A 20,315-nucleotide genomic window follows, 5' to 3' on the forward strand; every position below is an offset into this window, starting at 1 on the left:
TTGCAATAGATACAGCGGACCACACGATTATAAGTTACTTGAATGTAAACAGGATTGTTTCCTGTCACCTTGACTATTGAATAGCCAGGTAAATTTAGGATACAATCTTTCTTCGGCACTTTAATCATCTTTTGATTGCGGAATCAATGAGTTAGATTACTATAATCTGATTAAAGTGCCCCTATATTTGGGGTAGAGCCAAGCATAGACAGTTTGATAAAGTCCCATATGAGTGGCTTTATTATCGTCTTTAGCTCTGTTGTACAACAGGGTCTGTAGAATTGGGAACGTTAATATCTCCCCAACTGTCCAGATGAAACAGGAAATTATTGTCAGAAAATATGAGCTACCCAAAATAAGTAGGTACATGCCAAAACCAACAAGAAATGCTCCAACAGCGGCGCTAAGGAAAAGACTATATCTACTGGCTAGATCAACAATAACAACCTGAAATAGAACAATCAGTACAGTGTTAATCAAAAAGAGATTGCTGAATGCCTGTTCATCGAGTTGATATTCATTGCGCATGTATATAGGGTAATTCACCCATAACTGAGAAAATGTTAATGTTGCTAATAACAGTAGCAGGTAAATTAAGAAAAACCCTTTGTTTTCGAAAAAGGGGGGTATAGTCAACAATTGCTGCTTCTCCGCTCTCAGTGCTGAGCTGTTATTCGTCATCTCATTTAGTACCCCATTACTTGTTTTCAATAGTGACAATATAATCGCGGAGATCAGGAATGCTGTACCATTGAACATGAATAAAATTTGATAGCTCGATTTGGCTAAAATACCTCCGATAACAACAGCGATACCCATTCCTAGATTAGCCATCATAAAACGCAGACTGTTCACTCTAGCTCTCTGATCTTCTTCACATTGCTTCATTAACCAAATGCGGTTAGCTGGAACAAATGATGAGTTCGCAGCACCCATAACACTTGTCACACATAATAAGGAATAAAAATCTTTGTATAGCAGTATTGATATCAAAGCAATCGAATTCAATATTAACGAGCAAATGGAAACGGTTTTTGACGAATATTTTTCACATAACCGACCACTAAGATAAGCACCGAATACCGCTCCAACGTTATATAAACTGATTAGCTCACTAGCTTCAGTAACACTAAATCCCAACTCTGAAACGAAATAAAGAGAGAGGAACAACATTGCCATTGTGCCAAATGAATTCACAAAAACGGCAAACATACCCATCCAGACAGGCATTAATTGCTACCAAGGTATAATTTGGTTATATTGCTAATCCAGCCCATACTCAAAATCCGATAATTGATTAAGTAGAGGGTCATACTGATTTTGCCAGCAACAGGTAATGAAATTTAGGTATTACTTTAAAAATATACATATAGCAATCTGACCCACGCCTAATTTTCTATTGTATCCCATTTAAATATCAGTCATAAAGTGTAGTCAGGGTCTACGTATGAAAAATAATACTTTAAAAGAAGTATCAAATAAGAGATATTATGCTGATTTTCAATTGAAAGAGCACTTATCATGCATGGAGTCCTAAATTATTTTCAGAGATAGATGATATAAGGTCGTCAAGAAAATTTTTCATGCGTTTGCCCTGCAAATTTACCCCCAAAGCCTTGAAAATATGCAAAAAGAATTTTATTCTCTGACAAATTCTCTTAAATATAGGCAAACGGCAGTGCATTGTTCGGTAGCTTACTCTTTGCTAAACTATACCTGGCATTGGTTCTTGGCTTAAAATACAAGAACTAGCAGAGCGAATTCGAAAATCATTAGCTAAATAAACGATGATGTATGATAAGAAAACCCACCAAGGCTATGCTTAGTGAGCATCCTCAAACCGGTGGGTTACTTTTTATAGTGTTTAGAGATTAATAATTAAGCAGCTTCTAATTCTATATGGACCCGTTGGCCGATAGCTGCTGCAATATTAACAAGTGCATCCAAAGAAAAACGAGAGATACGTCCACGTAACAAATCATTCATGCGAGGCTGAGTAACAGCACAACGAGTTGCAGCCTCAGACTGAGTCCATCCTTTAGATTGAATAATTTCTACTATTTTACGCATTAGCTCGCATTTAGTTTGCATATTAGCTGCTTCACCTGGAGTGTCGGCAATTGCATCCCAGATACTTGCATAGGGTTCGCTGATGTTCATTATAAACTCCTCATTAGCTCGGCAAAACGTACTTTAGCCAATTCAACATCACGTTTTAAAGTTGCTTGCGTTTTTTTCTGAAACGCGTGAAGCACATAGACCGCATTGTTTAAACGGGCTGTGTAAATAACGCGATAAGTACCTGACTCATCCCAGATGCGAATTTCCTCAACACCTTTGCCAATTGATGGCATTGGCTTGAAGTCGTCTGGTTGCTCTCCGCGCTGTACTTTGTCTAACTGGTAACCCGCATCTTGCCTGGCGTCTTTGTTAAAATCGCGCAATCTTTTGGCCGAGTCGCCTAAAAAATATAATAGCTTCATATAAAGTATATCCGTTTTGATATAAACTGCAAATAAAAGATTATTTATTGATTCGCATCTTTTCGCAACTATTCAAATCGGTTATCATGTTCAGGTTGGGTAAGAATTTGGGTAAGATTCGAGTCCCTGTTATTTATGTTATTGTAAATCAATAAGTTATATTAAAGTTTGATTCCTGCCCTTGGCACCAATCAAATCAATGAGTTACAAAAAAACTAGAATGGCTCATTCCGATTTCAGCACATCATTACCCATAAGTATTAACAGCTATTATTTTATTCAATAATTCGTATACTACAATGCCCCGATATGTCAGGACGATGAAGATGATCTGGGCAGCGTCGTGCTTCCTTCATCGCATTGATAGTTTTTTGGTTTGGAATAAGGGGTTCAAAAGGCAAGGCATGCTCTTTAGCTATGCGCGTTAGCAACATACGGAATGCATCAGATATGGTTAATCCCATAGATGCAAGCACGGCTGAAGCCTCTTCTTTAATATGCTCATCAATTCTTGCTCTTACCACTGCATTAGTAGTCATCAAATTCTCCTGTCTCTTGAGCTACATTGTAGCTCAAAATTTATATTCTTGCGTATCTATTCGCATTCTTCGTTTATGGTAGCTGTGTAATAGTCCAAACAGCAGGTAATTAAGTAAGAAAAGTCTTCAGTATTGTTTATTATTCAAATTGGATGGCCGTTGAGAAGCTGTTTTGAATTAGTGTCAACGGGTACGACAGGAGTGGAGATTTTAAATTACTTTAGGCGGAGTAAAGGGAAACCAAAATTAAATATAAAATATTTAAATTTTCGCTTGGGAGTGCTATGATGGTTATTCTGAGTAATGTTAAGGATGAAATATCAGATGAAAATTAAGAATGCAACAGGTCATTCACTAGCTGCTATAACATTAATGTTTATTGGTACCCAAGCAGTAGTTGCTGGAAGTATGGGTGAGGTAGCTCCACCAATGTCTTTTGTAGCAACATTAAGCGCTGGACCAGTTTGGCCGACCAGTCTTGGTAGAAACCAAACTATTAACTTAGTGCCTAGCATTGAAAAGACTTATATAAACCAATCAAATCAGTCAAATCAAACCTTAGTTGATGGAGAATTATTTTTAGGAGTACAAACTTCCTCGTGGCTCCCTTATAGTCTTCAGGGTCAGTTAGGGATAGCCGTTGCTACTACCAGTCAAGCTGGGCTTTCTGGAGAGATTTGGGATGATGGTGATCCACTGTTTAATAATTATAGCTACAATTATCAAGTGCGCCATACGCACGTTGCATTGAAAGGAAAATTATTAGCAGATAGAGGTTACTATGTTACTCCATGGCTAAGTGGTAGTATCGGTGTAGGCTTTAATGACTCCAATAGCTTTAATAGTGTCCCACTGATTTATGAAGCGGTTCCAACACCTCCTTTTAGAAACCATACCGTTACTTCTTTTATCTATACGGTTGGTGCAGGCGTGCAACGTAATATTACTGAAAATTGTCAGGTTGGTGTGGGTTATGAATTTTCGGATTGGGGAAACAGTAACTTAGGTAGAGCACCAGCACAAACGGAGGGTAGAGGATTAACACTTAATCATTTATATACTAATGGACTTATGTTTAGTATCAGCTATGTTTCTTAAAGAGCTTATTTTTCTGTAACCTCTTTTCGTTATATAGCGTAGAGGTTAAGATAGAAAAATAATTAAGAAAGAAAGCGTATTGCTAACTGCCCCCAAACCGTGTTTATTCGTTAGCTTGAGATCTGTATTTAGAAGTGAAAAGAAGGGTCCTGAAAATGCGAGTAAAGTTTCCTAGATTAAGGTTTGTTTATTAAGTAGGGTCTTAATGCTCTGATTACTCACAATTAGGGGGTGCTGTAAATAAATTTTTGCAAAAAAATTATTCTGTAGTCATCTAGTTTTTTATGCTGTTAAAATAATACTACTTTCTGACATCGAGCATTGTTTATTTAAGTTACTTTATAATTTTATAATATGAATTATCAAGGTTGTCTAAATTGCTCTTACCTAAGTTTTTCTCTACAATAAGATTTTAACTAAATTTAAGCGACCATGTATAAACCAATAGCTCTGTTTATGGGGTTGCGTTACACGCGTTCCAGAAAAAAAAATCATTTTGTTTCATTCATTTCTTTAAGTTCCATGCTGGGTATTGGCTTAGGGGTAATGGTTCTTATCACTGTTTTATCTGTAATGAATGGATTTGACCAGCAAATACATAATCGTTTTTTTGGCATGGCCCCTGAGATCACCGTCAGTGGTTTTAATGAACGACTGAGTGATTGGCCAGAAATTGCTAAAAAAATTCAATCTATTCCTGAAGTTAAGGCAGTTGCACCTTATATTGGCGGACAAGGTTTATTAGTGCACGAAGGTCAAGTCTTACCTATTATATTAACGGGTATAATGCCTGATAAAGAAGAAAAAATTACTCATTTGAAAGATAAATTAATTGCTGGAAGCATCGAGAATTTAAATCATTTTGGTATGATTTTAGGAAAAGGATTAGCAGATACTTTAGGAGTAATGATTGGGGATAAAGTAACTGTCATGATCCCTCAAGCAACAGTAACACCTGCCGGAATGGTTCCTCGCTTTAAACGATTTACCGTTGTGGGGATTTTTTCTGCAGGAACGGGATTTAATTTTGATACCAAACTGGCTTTTATGAACATTGACGATGCACAAAAATTATTTCAATTAGATAATGATGTTACTGGTATCAAGATGAAAATTAATGACGTCTATAAGGCTCCAGAATTATCTTACCATATATCCAACCTATTAGGGGAGGGATATCAGGTCGGTAATTGGACACAGCAATATGGGGCTTTTTTCGAAGCAGTTAAGATGGAAAAGACAATGATGTTTATGATTTTATTATTGATCATTGCTGTAGCAGCGTTTAATTTAGTATCTTCTTTGGTCATGGTCGTAAATGACAAACAAGCAGAAATTGCTATTTTAAGAACCCTAGGAGCCACTCCAACAACGATATTATGGACTTTTATCGTACAGGGAATGATGGTTGGTATTGTAGGAACATTTTTTGGTTTAATTAGTGGAATAGTGTTGGCAAAAAATGCGACGAGCATTGTGAATCATTTACAAAGTTGGTTTCACTTTAAAGCGCTCTCATCCAGTATTTATTTTGTTGATTATTTGCCTTCTCAAATTATGCTAAGTGACTTATTGAAGGTGTGTGTTATGGCATTATTAATGAGTTTTTTTGCAACAATTTATCCCGCGTGGCGTGCTTCAAAAACCGTAATTGCGGAGGCTTTACATTATGAGTAATATAATTTTAAGCTGTAATCAATTATGTAAATCTTATAATGATGGTACTTCTAAAATTGAGGTACTAAAAGGAATTAATTTATCCATAGGCAAGGGAGAGCGTTTGGCTATTATTGGTCCTTCAGGTTCTGGTAAAAGTACACTATTACACTTGTTAGGTGGTTTAGATAAACCAACCAGCGGTGAGGTAAGCATTAAAAATGTTAATTGGCAAAAAATAAATGAAAAAAAACGTTGCCACTTACGAAATCGAGGTTTGGGGTTTATCTATCAATTTCATCATTTGTTACCTGAATTTTCAGCGCTTGAAAATGTGAGTATGCCTTTATTGTTAGCCAACACATCTGTAAAGTCTGCAAAAGAAAAAGCAAATGAAATACTTGATGCGGTTGGCCTTTATGCCAGAAAAGAACATAAACCAGCTCAGTTGTCTGGTGGTGAACGACAAAGAGTTGCTATTGCGAGAGCTTTAGTGCATCAGCCTGATTGTGTATTAGCAGATGAACCTACAGGAAACCTGGATCAGACCACAGCCACCAAAGTGTTTGATTTAATGTTAGAGCTCAACCAAAAGATGAATACAGCTTTGGTTATTGTGACCCATGATCACCAACTGGCACGACGCATGGAGAAAATATTGGTTTTAGGAGAAGGTATTCTATCCAGTTTAGAGTGAATATTCTGCGTATTTGTTCTCTAACTTAATGGCAAAGTTAAAGGCGGGCATCAAATACTGAAAAATGATTTTAGATGCCCAAACTGTAATTAAAAATTAGATCTCATTTAATAATCAGCATGACCTGGTGTGCGTGGAAATGGAATTACATCACGTACATTGGCTAGGCCTGTAACGTAGCTTACTAAACGCTCAAAGCCTAAACCGAAACCAGCATGGGGTACCGTGCCATAACGGCGTAGATCTCGGTACCATTGATAGCTTTCTTTATTGAGATTGCATTCTTCAATGCGTTTATCAAGGATGTCTAAACGCTCTTCGCGTTGGCTACCACCAATTATTTCTCCAATCCCAGGTGCTAAAACATCCATTGCTGCAACGGTTTTACCGTCGTCATTAAGGCGCATATAAAATCCTTTAATTTCTTGAGGATAGTTGATTAGTATTACCGGTTTTTTACAGTATATTTCGGCCAAATAACGCTCATGTTCTGATTGTAAATCCAAGCCCCAACTCACTGGAAACTCAAAAGGATGGTCTGCATGTTCCAAAATTTTAACGGCGTCAGTGTAAGTCATGATTTCGAAATCTGACACCGCGAGGTGTTCTAGACGTTTCATACATCCCGGAGCAATGAATTGATTGAAAAATTCCATATCATCTTTACATTCATTAAGCACGGCTTCGCATAAGTATTGCAATAAGTTTTGACTTAAATTACAAATGTCGTTTAGAGTAGCAAATGCTACCTCAGGCTCAATCATCCAAAATTCAGCCAAGTGTCGGCTGGTGTTTGAATTTTCGGCGCGGAAGGTAGGACCAAAAGTATAAACCTTTGACATTGCCATGCAATAAGCTTCCAGATTTAACTGGCCTGATACGGTAAGAAATGTTTCTTTACCAAAGAAGTCTTTGCTAAAATCAATTTGTCCTTGAGCTTTTTGTGGAAGGTTCAATAAATCTAAAGTAGAAACACGAAACATTTCTCCAGCACCTTCACAGTCACTGGCAGTAATAATCGGTGTGTGTATCCAAAAATAACCGTGCTTATGGAAAAATCGATGTACAGCTTGTGCTAGACAATGGCGAACACGTGTAACTGCACTAATGGTATTAGTACGAGGACGTAAATGAGCAACCTCACGCAAAAATTCAAGCGTATGGCGTTTTGCTTGTATAGGATAGGATTCAGGATTTTCGACCCAACCTACGACCTGAATCTGATCTGCCTGAATTTCAAAAGACTGCCCCTTTCCTTGTGATGCAACTAATTTCCCCGTGGCTATAAGAGAACATCCTGCATTAAGTCGAGTAACTTCTTCATGATAATTAGATAAACCATCGGTAGCAACTATTTGAATAGGAGCGAAACATGAACCATCATGCAGGTTAATAAAAGACAAGCCGGCTTTGGAGTCACGGCGGGTTTTGACCCAACCTTTAACGGTAACCTGTTCATCAACATTAATTGCACCACCCAAACATTCTTTGATGGTAAAAACAGTGGTCATTTTTTATTCCTGTTGGTTGAATGTATTAAATGCGATGATACACTAGGGCTTGTTGATATTTCTACTATCTTAGCTGATGGGTTTTGATTTTCTACGCTTCTATTCTCACCTGTTTGAGATGCATCCAGGATTTTTGAAAAGCAACGGTGTGCGAGACGTGTCTCTGTATAAAATTGGTAAGGAAGCAATATGATGCAAAGAGCTTTATTCCTAATATTATTTTGTTATTCTTTTTTAGTGGAAGGGCGCGATACGGTATTAAAATTGTATAGACCTTATGGAGAAGTAAGGGATCAAGTGGTACCGATAGTTAAAAAGACATTATTAGGCCATTGTTTGACTCAGTCTAGCAGAAGGAACCACATATGATCCTTGCTTTGTTAAAGCAGGTGATGATCGCAGAGAAGCATTATGTCCTCAATCACCTTGGACGAGGAATAGAGTGCAGATTAGGGTGATGACACCTTTAAATAATCAATTAAATCAAACTTTACATATGTCAGAAGCTTATCCTTGGGGTATTGAATTGTCTAATGGTATCTTCTGCGCCTGCCAATAGCTAAATAAAAATAAATTAAGGCGTCTTGACATTAACTCTAGAAAATCTCAGGAGAAGCATTCTGAAATGCTTCAAGAGTTAAGCAATGAGCATTTATCTTATTGATTAATGGATAATCATCCATTATAAAATTAAAGCGTTGTGCATTAAATACTTGTGGGATCAGACAAAGATCCGCCAAAGAAACCGTGTTCCCAAAACAAAAAGGTTCAATACGCTTTAAGGTTTGCAATTTTGTTTCAAAGGCATCAAATCCTGCTTTTAACCAATGATGATACCATTGCATCACTTGAATATTATTGGCACTAAATTCTGCTTTTAAATAATTTAATACCCTTAAATTATTTAAAGGATGCATATCACAGGCAATGATTTGCGCCAGCGACCTGATAGTGGCTCGATTTAATGGATCTTTAGGCAATAAAGAGGGGTTTGGAAATGTTTCATCCAGATAATCAATAATGGCCATAGATTGATTAATAATATGCCCTTCTACTTGCAATGAAGGGACCAATTCTTGAGGATTTATATGATGATATTCTTCACTATGATGTTGTCCGCCATCATTGATCAAATGAATATTGATTTTTTCATAGTTTAATTTTTTAAGATTAAGGGCAATGCGTACTCGATAACACGCTGTAGAACGGAAGTAATCATATAGTATCATCAGTGCTCCAGCTTCTTTAGTAGCCTAAATAAATCGCAAATGGAAGATTTTCTGCATTCATCAAGAGCAATTTTTAATAACTTGCTCAATCGCTCCAAAAAGACTCTTTCCTTCTTTATCAAGCATTTCAATACGTACTGTATCGCCAAAGTGCATAAATGAAGTTTTAGGCTGACCTTGCTCAAGAAGTTCCAACATTCTTTTTTCAGCGATACATGAAGAACCTTTGCTGCGATCCAAATTAGATACAGTTCCAGAACCAATAATTGTCCCCGCACTTAATGCTCTGGTTTTGGCAGCATGTTGGATAAGGTCTGTAAACGAAAAAGTCATGTCTTCACCGGCATTGGGTTGACCAAATAAGTGCCCATTTAAATGGCTCAATAAAGGTAAATGCACCCGTTGTCCATCCCAAGCAGAAGCCAATTCATCCGGTGTGATGGCAACCGGAGAAAAACTACTGGAAGGCTTGGATTGGAAAAATCCAAATCCCTTACCTAGCTCTTCTGGGATTAAATTTCGCAATGATACATCATTGACTAACATGAATAATTTAATGTGGGCGGCTGCACTTTTATGATTAATGCCCATAGGGACATCATCAGTGATCACGGCAATTTCTGCCTCAAAATCGATTCCAAATGCTTCATCAGCAATGAGAATGGGATCTCTTGGGCCAAGAAAGGTATCTGAGCCACCTTGGTATATTAGTGGGCTGCTCCAAAAGCTAGCAGGCATTTCGGCACCACGAGCTTTACGCACTAATTCTACATGATTCACGTAAGCACTCCCATCTGCCCACTGATAGGCACGTGGTAATGGAGAGGTGCATTGCTTTGGATCAAAGGTAAAGGCATTATCCAAGTGTTGTTCATTTAATTGTTGATATATGGTTTGTAACCTGGGCTCAACTTGTTGCCAATGATCTAAAGCGTATTGTAAATTAGGTGCGATTTGGAGAGTACTAACTGCATGAGTCAATGCGCGATTGACTACACATAACGTCCCATCTCGTGAAAATGCTGATTTTAAGGTTGCTAATTTCATAGGAATTCCTAATTGGCTTCTTTTAACGTACCGCGTTTTATTTGATCACGTTCGATGGCTTCAAACAATGCCTGAAAGTTACCTTCACCGAATCCCTGGTTGCCCTTACGCTGAATAATTTCAAAAAATACAGGTCCAAAAATATTTTCAGTAAAAATTTGGAGTAATAAACCGTGCTTGGGATCTATTTCACCATCAATCAGTATTTTTTCTGCTCGCAGTTGTTGGACGGGTTCTTGATGCCAAGGAAGGCGTTCATGCAGCATTTCATAATAAGAGTCTGGAACATCAAGGAAATTTACGCCTTGTTCTCTTAATTGATGGACTGTGTGGTAAATCGAGTCAGTCGTTAATGCAATGTGTTGAATTCCCTCTCCATGGTATTCATGCAAAAACTCTTCAATTTGGGATACATCATCTTTGGATTCATTTAATGGAATTTTGATTTTACCACAAGGACTACCTAGTGCACGGCTTACTAGACCAGTTATTTTACCTTTAATATTGAAATAACGGATCTCCTGGAAATTAAAAATTTGTTCATAAAAGTTAGCCCATTTATCCATATTGCCGCGAAAAACGTTATGAGTTAGGTGATCGATAAATAATAAACCGTGGTCTTCTATGGGCAGAGTAGATTTTTTCTTCCAATGAGACGCAAAAGGTTGGTGTTGGTCATCAACAAAATAAATGACACTACCACCAATAGCCTGTATGGCCGGTAAGCCATGATGAGCATGTTGGCAATCTATAAAAGCAGTCGCACCTTGTTGAAGAGCATGCTCAAAAGCTGCTTTGGCATTGTGTACTTTAAATCCCATTGCGCAGGCACCAGGGCCATGAGTAGCGGCATGAGTTGCTGCTTGGCTATTAGGGGTGCCATTGACTATAAATTGGATTTGGCCTTGTTGATACAGAGTAATTTCTTGATCTTTATGGTTTGCTATTGCTTGAAAGCCAAGTTGGGTAAATTGTTGTTGTAGGCGATTTTTATCTGGCCCTGAAAACTCTAAAAAAGCAAAACCATCTAATCCACAAGGGTTATTGTTTGTTTTCATTATTTTAAAATACTCCTTTACAATTTATCCAATTAAACTCGTTGTACTAAAAATAATCCATCAGCTATTGGTAACAGACTGACAAATACACGCTTATCCTTTTTAATTAATTCATTAAGTTTTCTTATTTCTCGTGTTTGTCCGCCGGTTTCCTGTTTATCAATTACTTTACCATCCCACAGAACATTATCAATGGCAATAATACCTCGGGGTTGAATCAATTTTAATGCTAATTCATAATAATTGATGTAATTTGTTTTATCAGCATCAATGAAGATAAAGTCAAATTTTTGTTCCCAACCTTCATTTATTAATGCCTGTAATGAATCCAGTGCAGGGCCAAGGCGTAATTTAATTTTATGATCCTGTTTTGCCTCAGTCCAAAATAGATGAGCTCGTTTTGTCCATTGTTCGCTAATATCGCAAGTAATTAAGCAACCATCATCAGGCAAAGCAAGAGACATAGCCAAGGCGCTGTAACCAGTGAATGTTCCTAATTCCAATACATTTTTAGCACGCATCAAATGTAAAAGAAATTGCATAAATTGTGCTTGTTCAGGCGAGACTTGCATGTTCGCTAGTTCCATTGTGGATGTTTCTTTGCGCAAGCGCTTTAGTGAGGGGTGCTCACGTAATGATTTATCCAGTAGGTACGCATACAATTCAGGGGATAAGTGTAACTGTTTCATTAGGTTAACTTCTCTTGGGCCAGTGTATCTGCAATTTCACTAGTAGGTATATTTTCTTTGGTAGAACGGGTAAATATTTCAAGTAAATGTGTGTGAATTTGATTAATTTGCTCATTGATTTGGCTTTCAGGAGTAAGTAAATATTTAGAAGCTGCAAAAATTAATCCCCCCGCATTAATTACATAATCTACGGCAAATAAAATACCTTTATCATGTAATATCTTTCCATGATAAGTATGAGCTAACTGATTATTGGCTGCTCCAGCAATAATGGTTGTTTGTAATTGAGGAATAGTAATGTCATTAATAATCGCCCCCAAAGCACAGGGAGCAAACACATCACAAGGAACTTTGTGAATTTGATCCGTACTGACTGGTTTTGCATTGAACTCTTTAACTGCCTGTTCTACTGCAGAAGAAGAAAGGTCAGCGACAGTAAGTGTTGCGTCTAATTCATGTAAGTGTTTAGCAAGTAAATAGCCAACATGCCCAAGACCCTGAATGGCAACATGAACACCTTTAAGGTTGTTTTTATCTAATTTAAATGCAACTGCTGCCTGAATGCCACGTAGAATACCTAGAGCTGTAGAGGGGGAGGGATCGCCATCGTATTTTGATAAGCTGGCAACATAGGGGGTATGTTCGCTAATAATATCCATGTCACTTAATACAGTTCCGCTGTCTAGAGCAGTAATGTATCGGCCATTTAATTCATGCACAAACTTACCAAATTGATGCATATAGCCAGCACGATCGAAGGACCCTTTTGGCTTAATGAGTACCGATTTACCACCGCCTAAAGGTAGGTTTACTGAGGCAGCTTTGTAACTCATACCTCGTGCAAGACGCATGACATCTTTAAGTGCTGCAGCAGTATTGGGGTATTCAATAAAACGGCAACCTCCCAACGCTGGGCCAAGCTTTGTATTGTGGATAGCGATAATGGCTTTCATACCAGTTTCTGGATCCACTTTGAAATGTAAATCACCAAAACCATGGGCTAAGGCGTATTCGAAAAAATCATTTTCTGCTATTGTTAGGTCATTATTAATTATATTATCAACAGATATCATTGGTTATAGCCCCTAAAAAATATTTTTTTAGAAGTTATAGACTTATTTATCGATTAAATCAACGATAATTTGGTGTCCTGGAGCTTGCTGGTATAAACTAAATCAGTTATTTATCAAATTGGAGAATGTTATGCGAGAAACTGCCGCCAAGGTGTTGATGTTAATGACCATCACTTCGTTTGCTTTTGCTGCAGACGTTGTTGTATCACCCCCAATGGTCCTGGATAAAGTTGTTTTTCAAGTTTCTGCAAAACAATGGGTGACTACCCAATCTGCTTTGCTGGGTGTCAATATCAATGTGACTTTGTCAAATGCTGATTTGGTAAAAGCGCGCACTGACATTATGGACCGTTTAAATAAAATTGCTAAAGGCGATTGGCATTTGCTTGAATTTGATCGTTCACAAGACAATTCTGGTCTGGAAAAACTTTATGTTCAAGCGCAGGCTCGCGTAAATCAAACGGCCTTAACCGATATTTATCAAAATGCAAAATCAGTAAGTATTCCTGGGGCTAAGTATGAGATCTCGAATGTGGAGTTTAAGCCGAGTCTAGAGGAAACACAGGCTGTATTCGCTAAGGTACGCGATCAATTGTATCAACAGGTAAATGATGAAATTGTACGTATGAATAAGGCATATCCAGCACAACAGTACAGTGTAAGTAATTTGGTTTTTGTTTCTGGGGAAAATCCACCACTGCAAACACCACGGCCTTATCAAACTAAAGAAACGAACAGTATGGTGATGTTGGCTGCAGCAGCGGCTCCTGCATTAACTGTGAGTAATGAATTGACGTTAACTGCGATGGTTGAAGCGGCTTCTAATCGTAAGCCATAATCGCTTAAAACAAAGGAATTAATTTGCTAGTTGTTGAAAAGATTATTGGTCATCGTGGTGCCTCGGCATATGCCCCAGAAAATACCTTAGCTGCCTTTAATAAAGCGGTAGAGATGGGCTGTCGCTTCATTGAGTTTGATGTGATGTGCAGTGTTGATGGTGAGCCTTTTGTATTTCATGATGATACATTAAAAAGGACCACCAACGGGCGAGGAGAAATCGGTCACGTTGAATCTTCTTATCTGCAAACCCTTGATGCAGGTTCCTGGTTTTCTCGTCGGTTTAAAGGCGTGCATATTCCACATTTTAAAGAAGTTTTAGAGTGGCTTTTCGTTACAAATGTACAGGCTAATATTGAAATAAAACCTTATCCTGGGACAGATGAACAGACAGCAATTACTGTATTAAGTCACATAAATCGCTATTGGCCAGCAGAGAAGGATTTACCATTGGTTTCCAGTTTCTCGTGGAAGGCTCTAGTGATGTGTCGTAATGTAGCACCCGAAATGCCTTTGGGTTTATTGTTTCATGTTTGGGATGAACAGTGGTTGCAAAAAGCCCAAGAATTGGATTGTTTTTCCATTCACTTTAATCGCCGTATTTTAACGGCTGATCGAGTTAAAGCAGTTAAAGATGCGGGGTATGTTGTATGTGCCTATACCCTGAATCGCAAACGTCAGGCGAATAAATTATTTAAATGGGGAGTGGATGCAGTTTTTAGTGATTACCCAGATTTATTAGTATGAATAAATTAATCCCTTTCTTATGCGCTTTTTTATGTGCCGTTTCAGTACACGCAAAACGCATCGAACTCATCCTTTGGCATAGTATGGCAGCGCAATTAGGCGATGAAGTTAGATTACTTGCAGATGATTTTAATAAAAGTCAAAGCGACTATTTTATTAAACCTGTTTATAAAGGAAATTACTTAGAAACCTTAACCAGTTTTGCTGCTGCATTCAGAGCGCAGCAACCTCCAGCGATGGTACAGATTTTTGAGGTAGGTACTGCTCTGATGCATTCTCCTAAGGGTGTTATTAAACCAGTTGATGAATTGATGCATGAACAGGGAATGAATTTACCTAAAGAAGATTTTATTGAGTCGATTCGTGAGTTTTATAGTACAGAGGGTCAATTAATGGCGTTGCCTTTTAATCTCTCAGTGCCAACTTTGTATTATAATTTGGATTTGCTTGCCAAAGTAGGGTACAACAGTACTAATTTTCCACGCACTTGGGATGAGATGGAGGTATTAGCTCAGAAAGTGAAAAAAGCAGGTTTTAAATGCACTTATACTACAGCTTATCCTGGGTGGATACTTTTTGAGTCATTTTTAGCAACACATGGTTTGTATTTAGCAGAGGGGGATCCAGCCCATGCTGTTTTTGATACGCCGCAATTAACCCATCATTTTGAGCGTTTAAAACGTTGGCATGTCCAGCATTATTTTCGTTACGCTGGTCGAGTTGATGATGCAACCATTTTATTTACTAGTGGTATTTGCCCTTTGTTCAGCCAATCTTCCGGGGCTTACAATGGTTTAGAGGCTTTGGTTCCTTTTCGTTTGGGTGTCGCCAGGATGCCATTGGATACTCAGATAAGCAAAAAGAGACATGCTAACGTTATAGGTGGTGCAGCGCTTTGGGTTATCGCTGGACAAACAAAGGAACACTATAAGGGCATTGCGCAATTTTTTGTATTTATTGCTCAACCTCAAATCCAGAGACGTTGGCATGAGCATACAGGTTATCTGCCTCTAGGATTGCAGGGTGGTTATGCCGATATTTTGAAAATTAGTCATCATCCCAATTTATTGTTGGCACAAAAGGATCTCAAAATAAATCTGCAAGAAAAACCATTGAAATACTATGGTCCACAGAATCAAATTCGTAGTATTAACGATGAAATTTTAGAAGCCATGTTCGCGGGTTTGATCAGCCCGCGTGAGGCGGTACGAGAGGCATCGTTGCGTGCTAATCATGTCTTATTGCGTTTTTTCAGAAATACAACAAAGGATAAGTAGTTTAGCTTTCCTTAGCAGTAGACGAAAGATGCCAAAAAGGTGTTTCAAGATAGCTGTACTTTTAGAGAAAAATCTTCCAAGAAAATAACTTTTTTGTTTAAGGGTGTCTCAGCATAGCATTAAAGATGCTTGTAGTAACTAAGGATGAAATGACTTTTCCCTCTTCTTTATCTTCTCTCTCATAATTTACTTCTGGATGTACCCTTAACAAATCAGATCCCTTTTCAAAAATTGTTTTATCCTCATTTTTTTTATTGTTAATGGTTAACACCTCTTTAGCTAATAACAGAAATAAGTTTGAAATGAGTAAAGTCATCCCAATAGGAAATATAATGAATCCAATTTGCGGACACACAATCATTGCAGCAACAGAAGCCAGGGTTAATAAGGTACCACTATATATCCCTGTGTAAAAAAGGGAATTTAAGGGTGAGGACCCCTTTTCTGTATTGTTTCCAATAGGATAATATATTCTATTGAAATAAGCCTTTATATAATCTGAATCATTAGCCGGATACTTCATGCACTTGTATAATGTATCGGCAAAGAAATAATATTGAGACGTTATCTTCTTTTTTTCATACACAGAAATTTTTTTCTCGTGAGAGGCCAGCGTTTCCATAAAGTCTTTTTTTCGCTTACTCAATAAAAGTTGAAAATTTTCTGTATATTCCACATCAATGTGGCTTAATAATTTTTCTACTTCTTTTATTTTTTTTTCAGCAGCCTCAAAAGTATTTTTGTTAGGTAATTTGGGCATAATAATCTCTCTTAGTTAAAAAAGTTGATATGAAATGAGATAATAGTGCCCTATCGTTAATGTAATAAGCTTCCCTTCCCATTTTTTACGATTCTGTAAAGTATATTATCTTTAATCTGATTATCTTTACAATAACATAGCGATTAGTACATTAGATTTTTGGTAATTGAGCTCGTTTTGATATGAAAGAAATTTTTCTGCTGGTAATGGGTTACTTTTTATAAAGGTTCTAAAAAATGTTCCAGGTTGAGTTTTTGATTTAGACGATATTGATATACCGTGTAAAATGCAAAGATGTTTTTTAGATAATTACGTGTTTCTTGCCAAGGCAATGTTTCAATCCAGACATCAATTTCTTTGGGGGGATGAGTTTGTAACCAAGAAACAACTTGTTTAGGACCTGCATTATAAGCTGCTGCGATCAAAATTGGATGGTTACTAAAGCGTTTTGAAAGCTGTTTTAAATAGGCTACACCAATGTTAATATTCTTTTCTGAAAGAAATAATTGATTTTGATTCACATAAGAAATCCTCTCGGCTTTGGAGACCACACCCGCAGTGTAAGGCATCACTTGCATTAAACCACGAGCGCCCACAGAAGAAGTTGCTTCTTCTCTAAAACCACTTTCCTGACGGATGATGGCATAAATAAATTCAGGAGGAATGGCATATTTTTTGGAATAGTATTTTACTGTGTCTTTATAAGCCAAGGGAAATCTTAAAGAGAGTTGATTTTTTAAAGTTTCATTACTACTTAAATGTACGGATTTACCATGCCATTGCAAAGTAGTGTCAATCCAATAGACTAGGGCACTGGCCTCATCTTTAGATAATTCACTGATAAAATCATTAAGCAATCGTGATGCTTGGAGTGTATTTTTGGTTGTATATAACTTTTTAACTTGATCGATAAAAGCTTGATAAGGTTTTAATACAGAAAAATTTGTTATAGGTAATTCCTCATCGAAGCTAAAAGCCTTCTTGAGACGAAGGCTGGCAAGAAAACCATAATAGTGTCTGTTTTTTGCTAAGGGCTCATATATTGCGCGGGCTTCTGCTGTTTTACCTTGTTCTTCTAAAGAGCGTGCCAGCCAATATTGCCAGCAAGGTGCATCTTTATTTTTTGAGTCATTAATTAAGACGGTAACCTGTTGCCAATGTTTTTGTTTTAGAGCAAAGCGTATCTGCCAATCCAGTAAGACGTCATTGTAGTATTGAGGTTTAATCTGATTGAACCAGTACAATGCATCTTCATTATTGCGCATGGCTTTATATAGCGCGACATGAACTAAAAAATCCTGTTGTTGTGCTAAGTTTAGAATACTCCTGGTTTTATTTTGTTGCCATAGTAGTAATGCCTTATCCATATCGATAGAAATCATACGTTTAAGACCATAAAGATATATAGTACCGTTTAAACCACCCTTATGAAGCGTGTTAATATTGGCAGGATTTTGGTAAACAGAGTTTAATGCCTCGATTTCTGCGTGATGAGGTGTCTTGTATTGGTTTAGCAAGTAATAAGTTAGTTGAATGTTGCGTTTATCCAATGCCAGATTAATGCGTTGGGTAATAAAATCTTGATTGAATCCATTATTCTTAATTAATAAATCAAATAGATTATTGCATGCGGGAGGTGTTGAATTACCAGTTAACCATAGAGGAATAGAATCTTTTAGTGCTTCTTGTGCACCGGTATTATATTTGGCGATTTGTTCATAACAAACAAGGTTTATGTCCTTAGACGGCTGATAATATTGATGATAGGTTATCCAATCTTTAGCACGAGCAAGTTCATAAAGCCATTTTTCACGTAATTTGTTAGAAAGGGGGGCGGTTCCTGTAATAAAGTCTAGAAATATGGGGGTGGGTGTGGTAGGAAGGTTTTGGCTTAGTAAACTATAAGTATTAAAACGATTCATATATTCTTGCCCTGAAAGTGCCAAGCAAGCATGTGATCCAAGGAGGCTCCATAACATGATGATTAATTTTTTCATAAATCTTCTTTGGTCAAATTAAATTTCCGTTAATTGAGTACGCATGGTGTTAATCGTTTCTTGGTAATTGCCGCTGTTGAATAGAGCAGAACCAGTAACAAACTGATTGGCTCCTGCGCGTGCCAGCATTGCTATATTTTTTGTTGTTACACCACCATCGACACAGAGATTAAGTTGAGGGTAGAGTTGGCGGATTTTTGGTATTTTCTTAATAATTTCAGAAATCAATTTTTGGCCGCCAAATCCTGGATTCACGGTCATTACCAACACAAAATCAAGTTGATGTACACACCAGGCGAGTACATCAATAGGGGTTGCTGGATTCAAAACTAAGCCTGCTTTGCATCCTAAATCGTTAATGAGTTGTAAGCTGCGATCCAAATGAATAGTTGCATCTGGATGAATACTGATTCGTTGTGCTCCTGCTTTGGCAAAGGATTCAATAAGTGAATCTACAGGTTTCACCATGAGGTGAACATCTATAGGTAATTCAGGAACGCGTTTAATTAAGGCCTCACAAAATGCAGGGCCGAAGGTTAGATTAGGCACATAATGATTGTCCATGACATCAAAATGAATAGAGTCAGCGCCTGCTTGCATTACGGCATCTATTTCTTCACCAAGACGAGTAAGATCCGCAGAGAGTATTGAGGGTAAAATTTGATAGGCCATGGTATGATTTTTTTAAATTTGCTAATAGGTATATCATATGCTGTTCATAAGAAACATTCTATACTTGTTCTATTTTCAGGGAGAGTGAGTGGCAACGTTAAAAGAATTTTGCTAGACACAGCGATAAAATACAACAGACTTTAAGGATATCATACATGACATAAACTACATTTATTCATAATTTGCATCGTAACGCAATTGTTTATTAATAAGTAGAAAAATTAATCTTAGCATTGAGTCTTTGCCCAAATATGGCATAATTGGCAAGAGATTTTGCTCTTGTAATTTTAAAATTTGCCTCCATGTATGGAAAAAAATTACTGAAGAACTAATGTAACTTCGCAATAAGTTCAGAAGCCTATGTTATCACTATCTTACAAAAATTCTTGATCGCATTGCAATGATAGTGCCTGAATTTATTGAGCTGTGTTTTATTCATGCTTTTTAGGAAGAATAATATGAGTCAAAATTGGCCGACTAGAGATAAAGATTTACAAACAGCACGCGTAATTATGGAAGATTATGCAAATGAACGTGATAGCGATTCATTAGGGCTTTTTGAAATTGTGGTGGATATTACTGAAAAGCGGATGAACTTTTGTTTATCAGGATGGGTTGTTACTTTAGCGAAACACTTTAATCTAATGTATGGGATTCATCAGGGAGATTTTGTGATCCGACAAGTGATTACTTGTTGCATTACTCAAGGACAAACCGTGCATTAATCTTTGGTCCTCTTCTCAATGCGGATTGTAGCAGGTTTTTGTAATCAGTCCCCCTTTCTGATAGCTTGATCAGCACTACTAATGTGAGCTTTTAACCTGGATATGCTAAATAAAAATTCATATTGATCTTTGAATGTTTGAAAACTAAGATTACCAAACTTTATCGAAGGATTTTTAATATGAAACGTGTGAATCAAAATAACATAGCAGACATCAGTAA

20 protein-coding genes are annotated in these 20,315 nt (G+C 37.3%); 7 read left to right on the plus strand and 13 right to left on the minus strand.

Annotated elements, in window-relative coordinates; translation table 11 throughout:
* Positions 1 to 159: 159 nt before the first annotated feature.
* The 4 genes from WA877_RS10020 to WA877_RS10035 form a co-directional block, all read right to left on the minus strand.
* Positions 160 to 1,230 carry an MFS transporter gene (locus WA877_RS10020; protein ID WP_425170776.1) on the minus strand — a complete coding sequence of 357 codons (1,071 nt, stop codon included), beginning with the start codon at positions 1,228 to 1,230 and terminating at the stop codon, positions 160 to 162.
* A gap of 648 nt (positions 1,231 to 1,878) precedes the next feature.
* On the minus strand, positions 1,879 to 2,160 hold the full coding sequence (locus WA877_RS10025; RefSeq protein ID WP_425170777.1) for a helix-turn-helix domain-containing protein: 282 nt from the start codon (positions 2,158 to 2,160) through the stop codon (positions 1,879 to 1,881).
* The gene (locus WA877_RS10030; protein WP_425170778.1) at positions 2,160 to 2,483 is read right to left on the minus strand and encodes a type II toxin-antitoxin system RelE/ParE family toxin; all 324 of its coding nucleotides are present in this window, start codon (positions 2,481 to 2,483) and stop codon (positions 2,160 to 2,162) included. Before WA877_RS10030 ends, WA877_RS10025 begins: the two co-directional genes overlap by 1 nt.
* Positions 2,484 to 2,758: 275 nt before the next feature.
* Entirely contained in the window at positions 2,759 to 3,022 is a 264-nt protein-coding gene (locus tag WA877_RS10035; RefSeq protein WP_425170779.1) for a type II toxin-antitoxin system RelB/DinJ family antitoxin, read from the minus strand.
* A 324-nt stretch (positions 3,023 to 3,346) separates the two neighbouring features.
* Between WA877_RS10035 and WA877_RS10040 the strand changes: the two genes are divergently transcribed.
* The 3 genes from WA877_RS10040 (at position 3,347) to lolD (ending at position 6,473) form a co-directional block, all read left to right on the plus strand.
* On the plus strand, positions 3,347 to 4,120 hold the full coding sequence (locus WA877_RS10040; RefSeq protein ID WP_425170780.1) for an outer membrane protein: 774 nt from the start codon (positions 3,347 to 3,349) through the stop codon (positions 4,118 to 4,120).
* A 432-nt stretch (positions 4,121 to 4,552) separates the two neighbouring features.
* Positions 4,553 to 5,797, plus strand: coding sequence for a lipoprotein-releasing ABC transporter permease subunit (locus WA877_RS10045; protein WP_425170781.1), 1,245 nt, complete (start codon positions 4,553 to 4,555; stop codon positions 5,795 to 5,797).
* Positions 5,790 to 6,473, plus strand: a complete 684-nt coding sequence (lolD, locus tag WA877_RS10050) for a lipoprotein-releasing ABC transporter ATP-binding protein LolD (RefSeq protein ID WP_425170782.1) — start codon at positions 5,790 to 5,792, stop codon at positions 6,471 to 6,473. The genes WA877_RS10045 and lolD overlap by 8 nt, the downstream gene beginning before the upstream one ends.
* Positions 6,474 to 6,580: 107 nt before the next feature.
* Here the strand turns inward: lolD and asnS are convergent, their stop codons facing one another.
* The 6 genes from asnS to WA877_RS10080 form a co-directional block, all read right to left on the minus strand.
* Positions 6,581 to 7,984 carry an asparagine--tRNA ligase gene (gene asnS / locus WA877_RS10055; protein WP_425170783.1) on the minus strand — a complete coding sequence of 468 codons (1,404 nt, stop codon included), beginning with the start codon at positions 7,982 to 7,984 and terminating at the stop codon, positions 6,581 to 6,583.
* 596 nt (positions 7,985 to 8,580) lie between these two features.
* Positions 8,581 to 9,213 carry a maleylacetoacetate isomerase gene (gene maiA, locus WA877_RS10060; protein WP_425170784.1) on the minus strand — a complete coding sequence of 211 codons (633 nt, stop codon included), beginning with the start codon at positions 9,211 to 9,213 and terminating at the stop codon, positions 8,581 to 8,583.
* Between the two features lie 60 nt (positions 9,214 to 9,273).
* Positions 9,274 to 10,260: a fumarylacetoacetate hydrolase family protein gene (locus WA877_RS10065; protein ID WP_425170785.1), complete on the minus strand. Its 987-nt coding sequence runs from the start codon at positions 10,258 to 10,260 to the stop codon at positions 9,274 to 9,276.
* Positions 10,261 to 10,268: 8 nt separating this feature from the next.
* Positions 10,269 to 11,318, minus strand: coding sequence for a 4-hydroxyphenylpyruvate dioxygenase (gene hppD / locus WA877_RS10070; protein ID WP_425170786.1), 1,050 nt, complete (start codon positions 11,316 to 11,318; stop codon positions 10,269 to 10,271).
* 32 nt (positions 11,319 to 11,350) lie between these two features.
* Complete coding sequence (locus WA877_RS10075) at positions 11,351 to 12,007, minus strand: class I SAM-dependent methyltransferase (protein ID WP_425170787.1); 657 nt, start codon at positions 12,005 to 12,007, stop codon at positions 11,351 to 11,353.
* Entirely contained in the window at positions 12,007 to 13,080 is a 1,074-nt protein-coding gene (locus WA877_RS10080) for a Leu/Phe/Val dehydrogenase (RefSeq protein ID WP_425170788.1), read from the minus strand. The genes WA877_RS10075 and WA877_RS10080 overlap by 1 nt, the downstream gene beginning before the upstream one ends.
* 130 nt (positions 13,081 to 13,210) lie before the next feature.
* Here WA877_RS10080 and WA877_RS10085 point away from each other — a divergent pair, with 130 nt between their 5' ends.
* The 3 genes from WA877_RS10085 to WA877_RS10095 are packed head-to-tail and all read left to right on the plus strand — an operon-like array spanning position 13,211 to position 15,941.
* Positions 13,211 to 13,918 carry a hypothetical protein gene (locus WA877_RS10085; protein ID WP_425170789.1) on the plus strand — a complete coding sequence of 236 codons (708 nt, stop codon included), beginning with the start codon at positions 13,211 to 13,213 and terminating at the stop codon, positions 13,916 to 13,918.
* Positions 13,919 to 13,941: 23 nt separating this feature from the next.
* Complete coding sequence (gene ugpQ, locus WA877_RS10090) at positions 13,942 to 14,664, plus strand: glycerophosphodiester phosphodiesterase (RefSeq protein ID WP_425170790.1); 723 nt, start codon at positions 13,942 to 13,944, stop codon at positions 14,662 to 14,664.
* Complete coding sequence (locus WA877_RS10095) at positions 14,661 to 15,941, plus strand: extracellular solute-binding protein (RefSeq protein ID WP_425170791.1); 1,281 nt, start codon at positions 14,661 to 14,663, stop codon at positions 15,939 to 15,941. The genes ugpQ and WA877_RS10095 overlap by 4 nt, the downstream gene beginning before the upstream one ends.
* 97 nt (positions 15,942 to 16,038) lie before the next feature.
* Here WA877_RS10095 and WA877_RS10100 read toward each other — a convergent pair whose 3' ends face one another.
* The 3 genes from WA877_RS10100 to rpe form a co-directional block, all read right to left on the minus strand.
* Complete coding sequence (locus WA877_RS10100) at positions 16,039 to 16,701, minus strand: hypothetical protein (protein WP_425170792.1); 663 nt, start codon at positions 16,699 to 16,701, stop codon at positions 16,039 to 16,041.
* A 218-nt stretch (positions 16,702 to 16,919) separates the two neighbouring features.
* Positions 16,920 to 18,698, minus strand: a complete 1,779-nt coding sequence (locus tag WA877_RS10105) for a transglycosylase SLT domain-containing protein (RefSeq protein ID WP_425170793.1) — start codon at positions 18,696 to 18,698, stop codon at positions 16,920 to 16,922.
* 18 nt (positions 18,699 to 18,716) lie between these two features.
* On the minus strand, positions 18,717 to 19,370 hold the full coding sequence (rpe, locus tag WA877_RS10110) for a ribulose-phosphate 3-epimerase (protein WP_425170794.1): 654 nt from the start codon (positions 19,368 to 19,370) through the stop codon (positions 18,717 to 18,719).
* Positions 19,371 to 19,828: 458 nt separating this feature from the next.
* Here rpe and WA877_RS10115 point away from each other — a divergent pair, with 458 nt between their 5' ends.
* Positions 19,829 to 20,095: a hypothetical protein gene (locus WA877_RS10115; protein WP_425170795.1), complete on the plus strand. Its 267-nt coding sequence runs from the start codon at positions 19,829 to 19,831 to the stop codon at positions 20,093 to 20,095.
* Positions 20,096 to 20,315: the final 220 nt, after the last annotated feature.

This window comes from Legionella sp. (genome assembly GCF_049790535.1).
Taxonomy (GTDB): Bacteria; Pseudomonadota; Gammaproteobacteria; order Legionellales; family Legionellaceae; genus Legionella.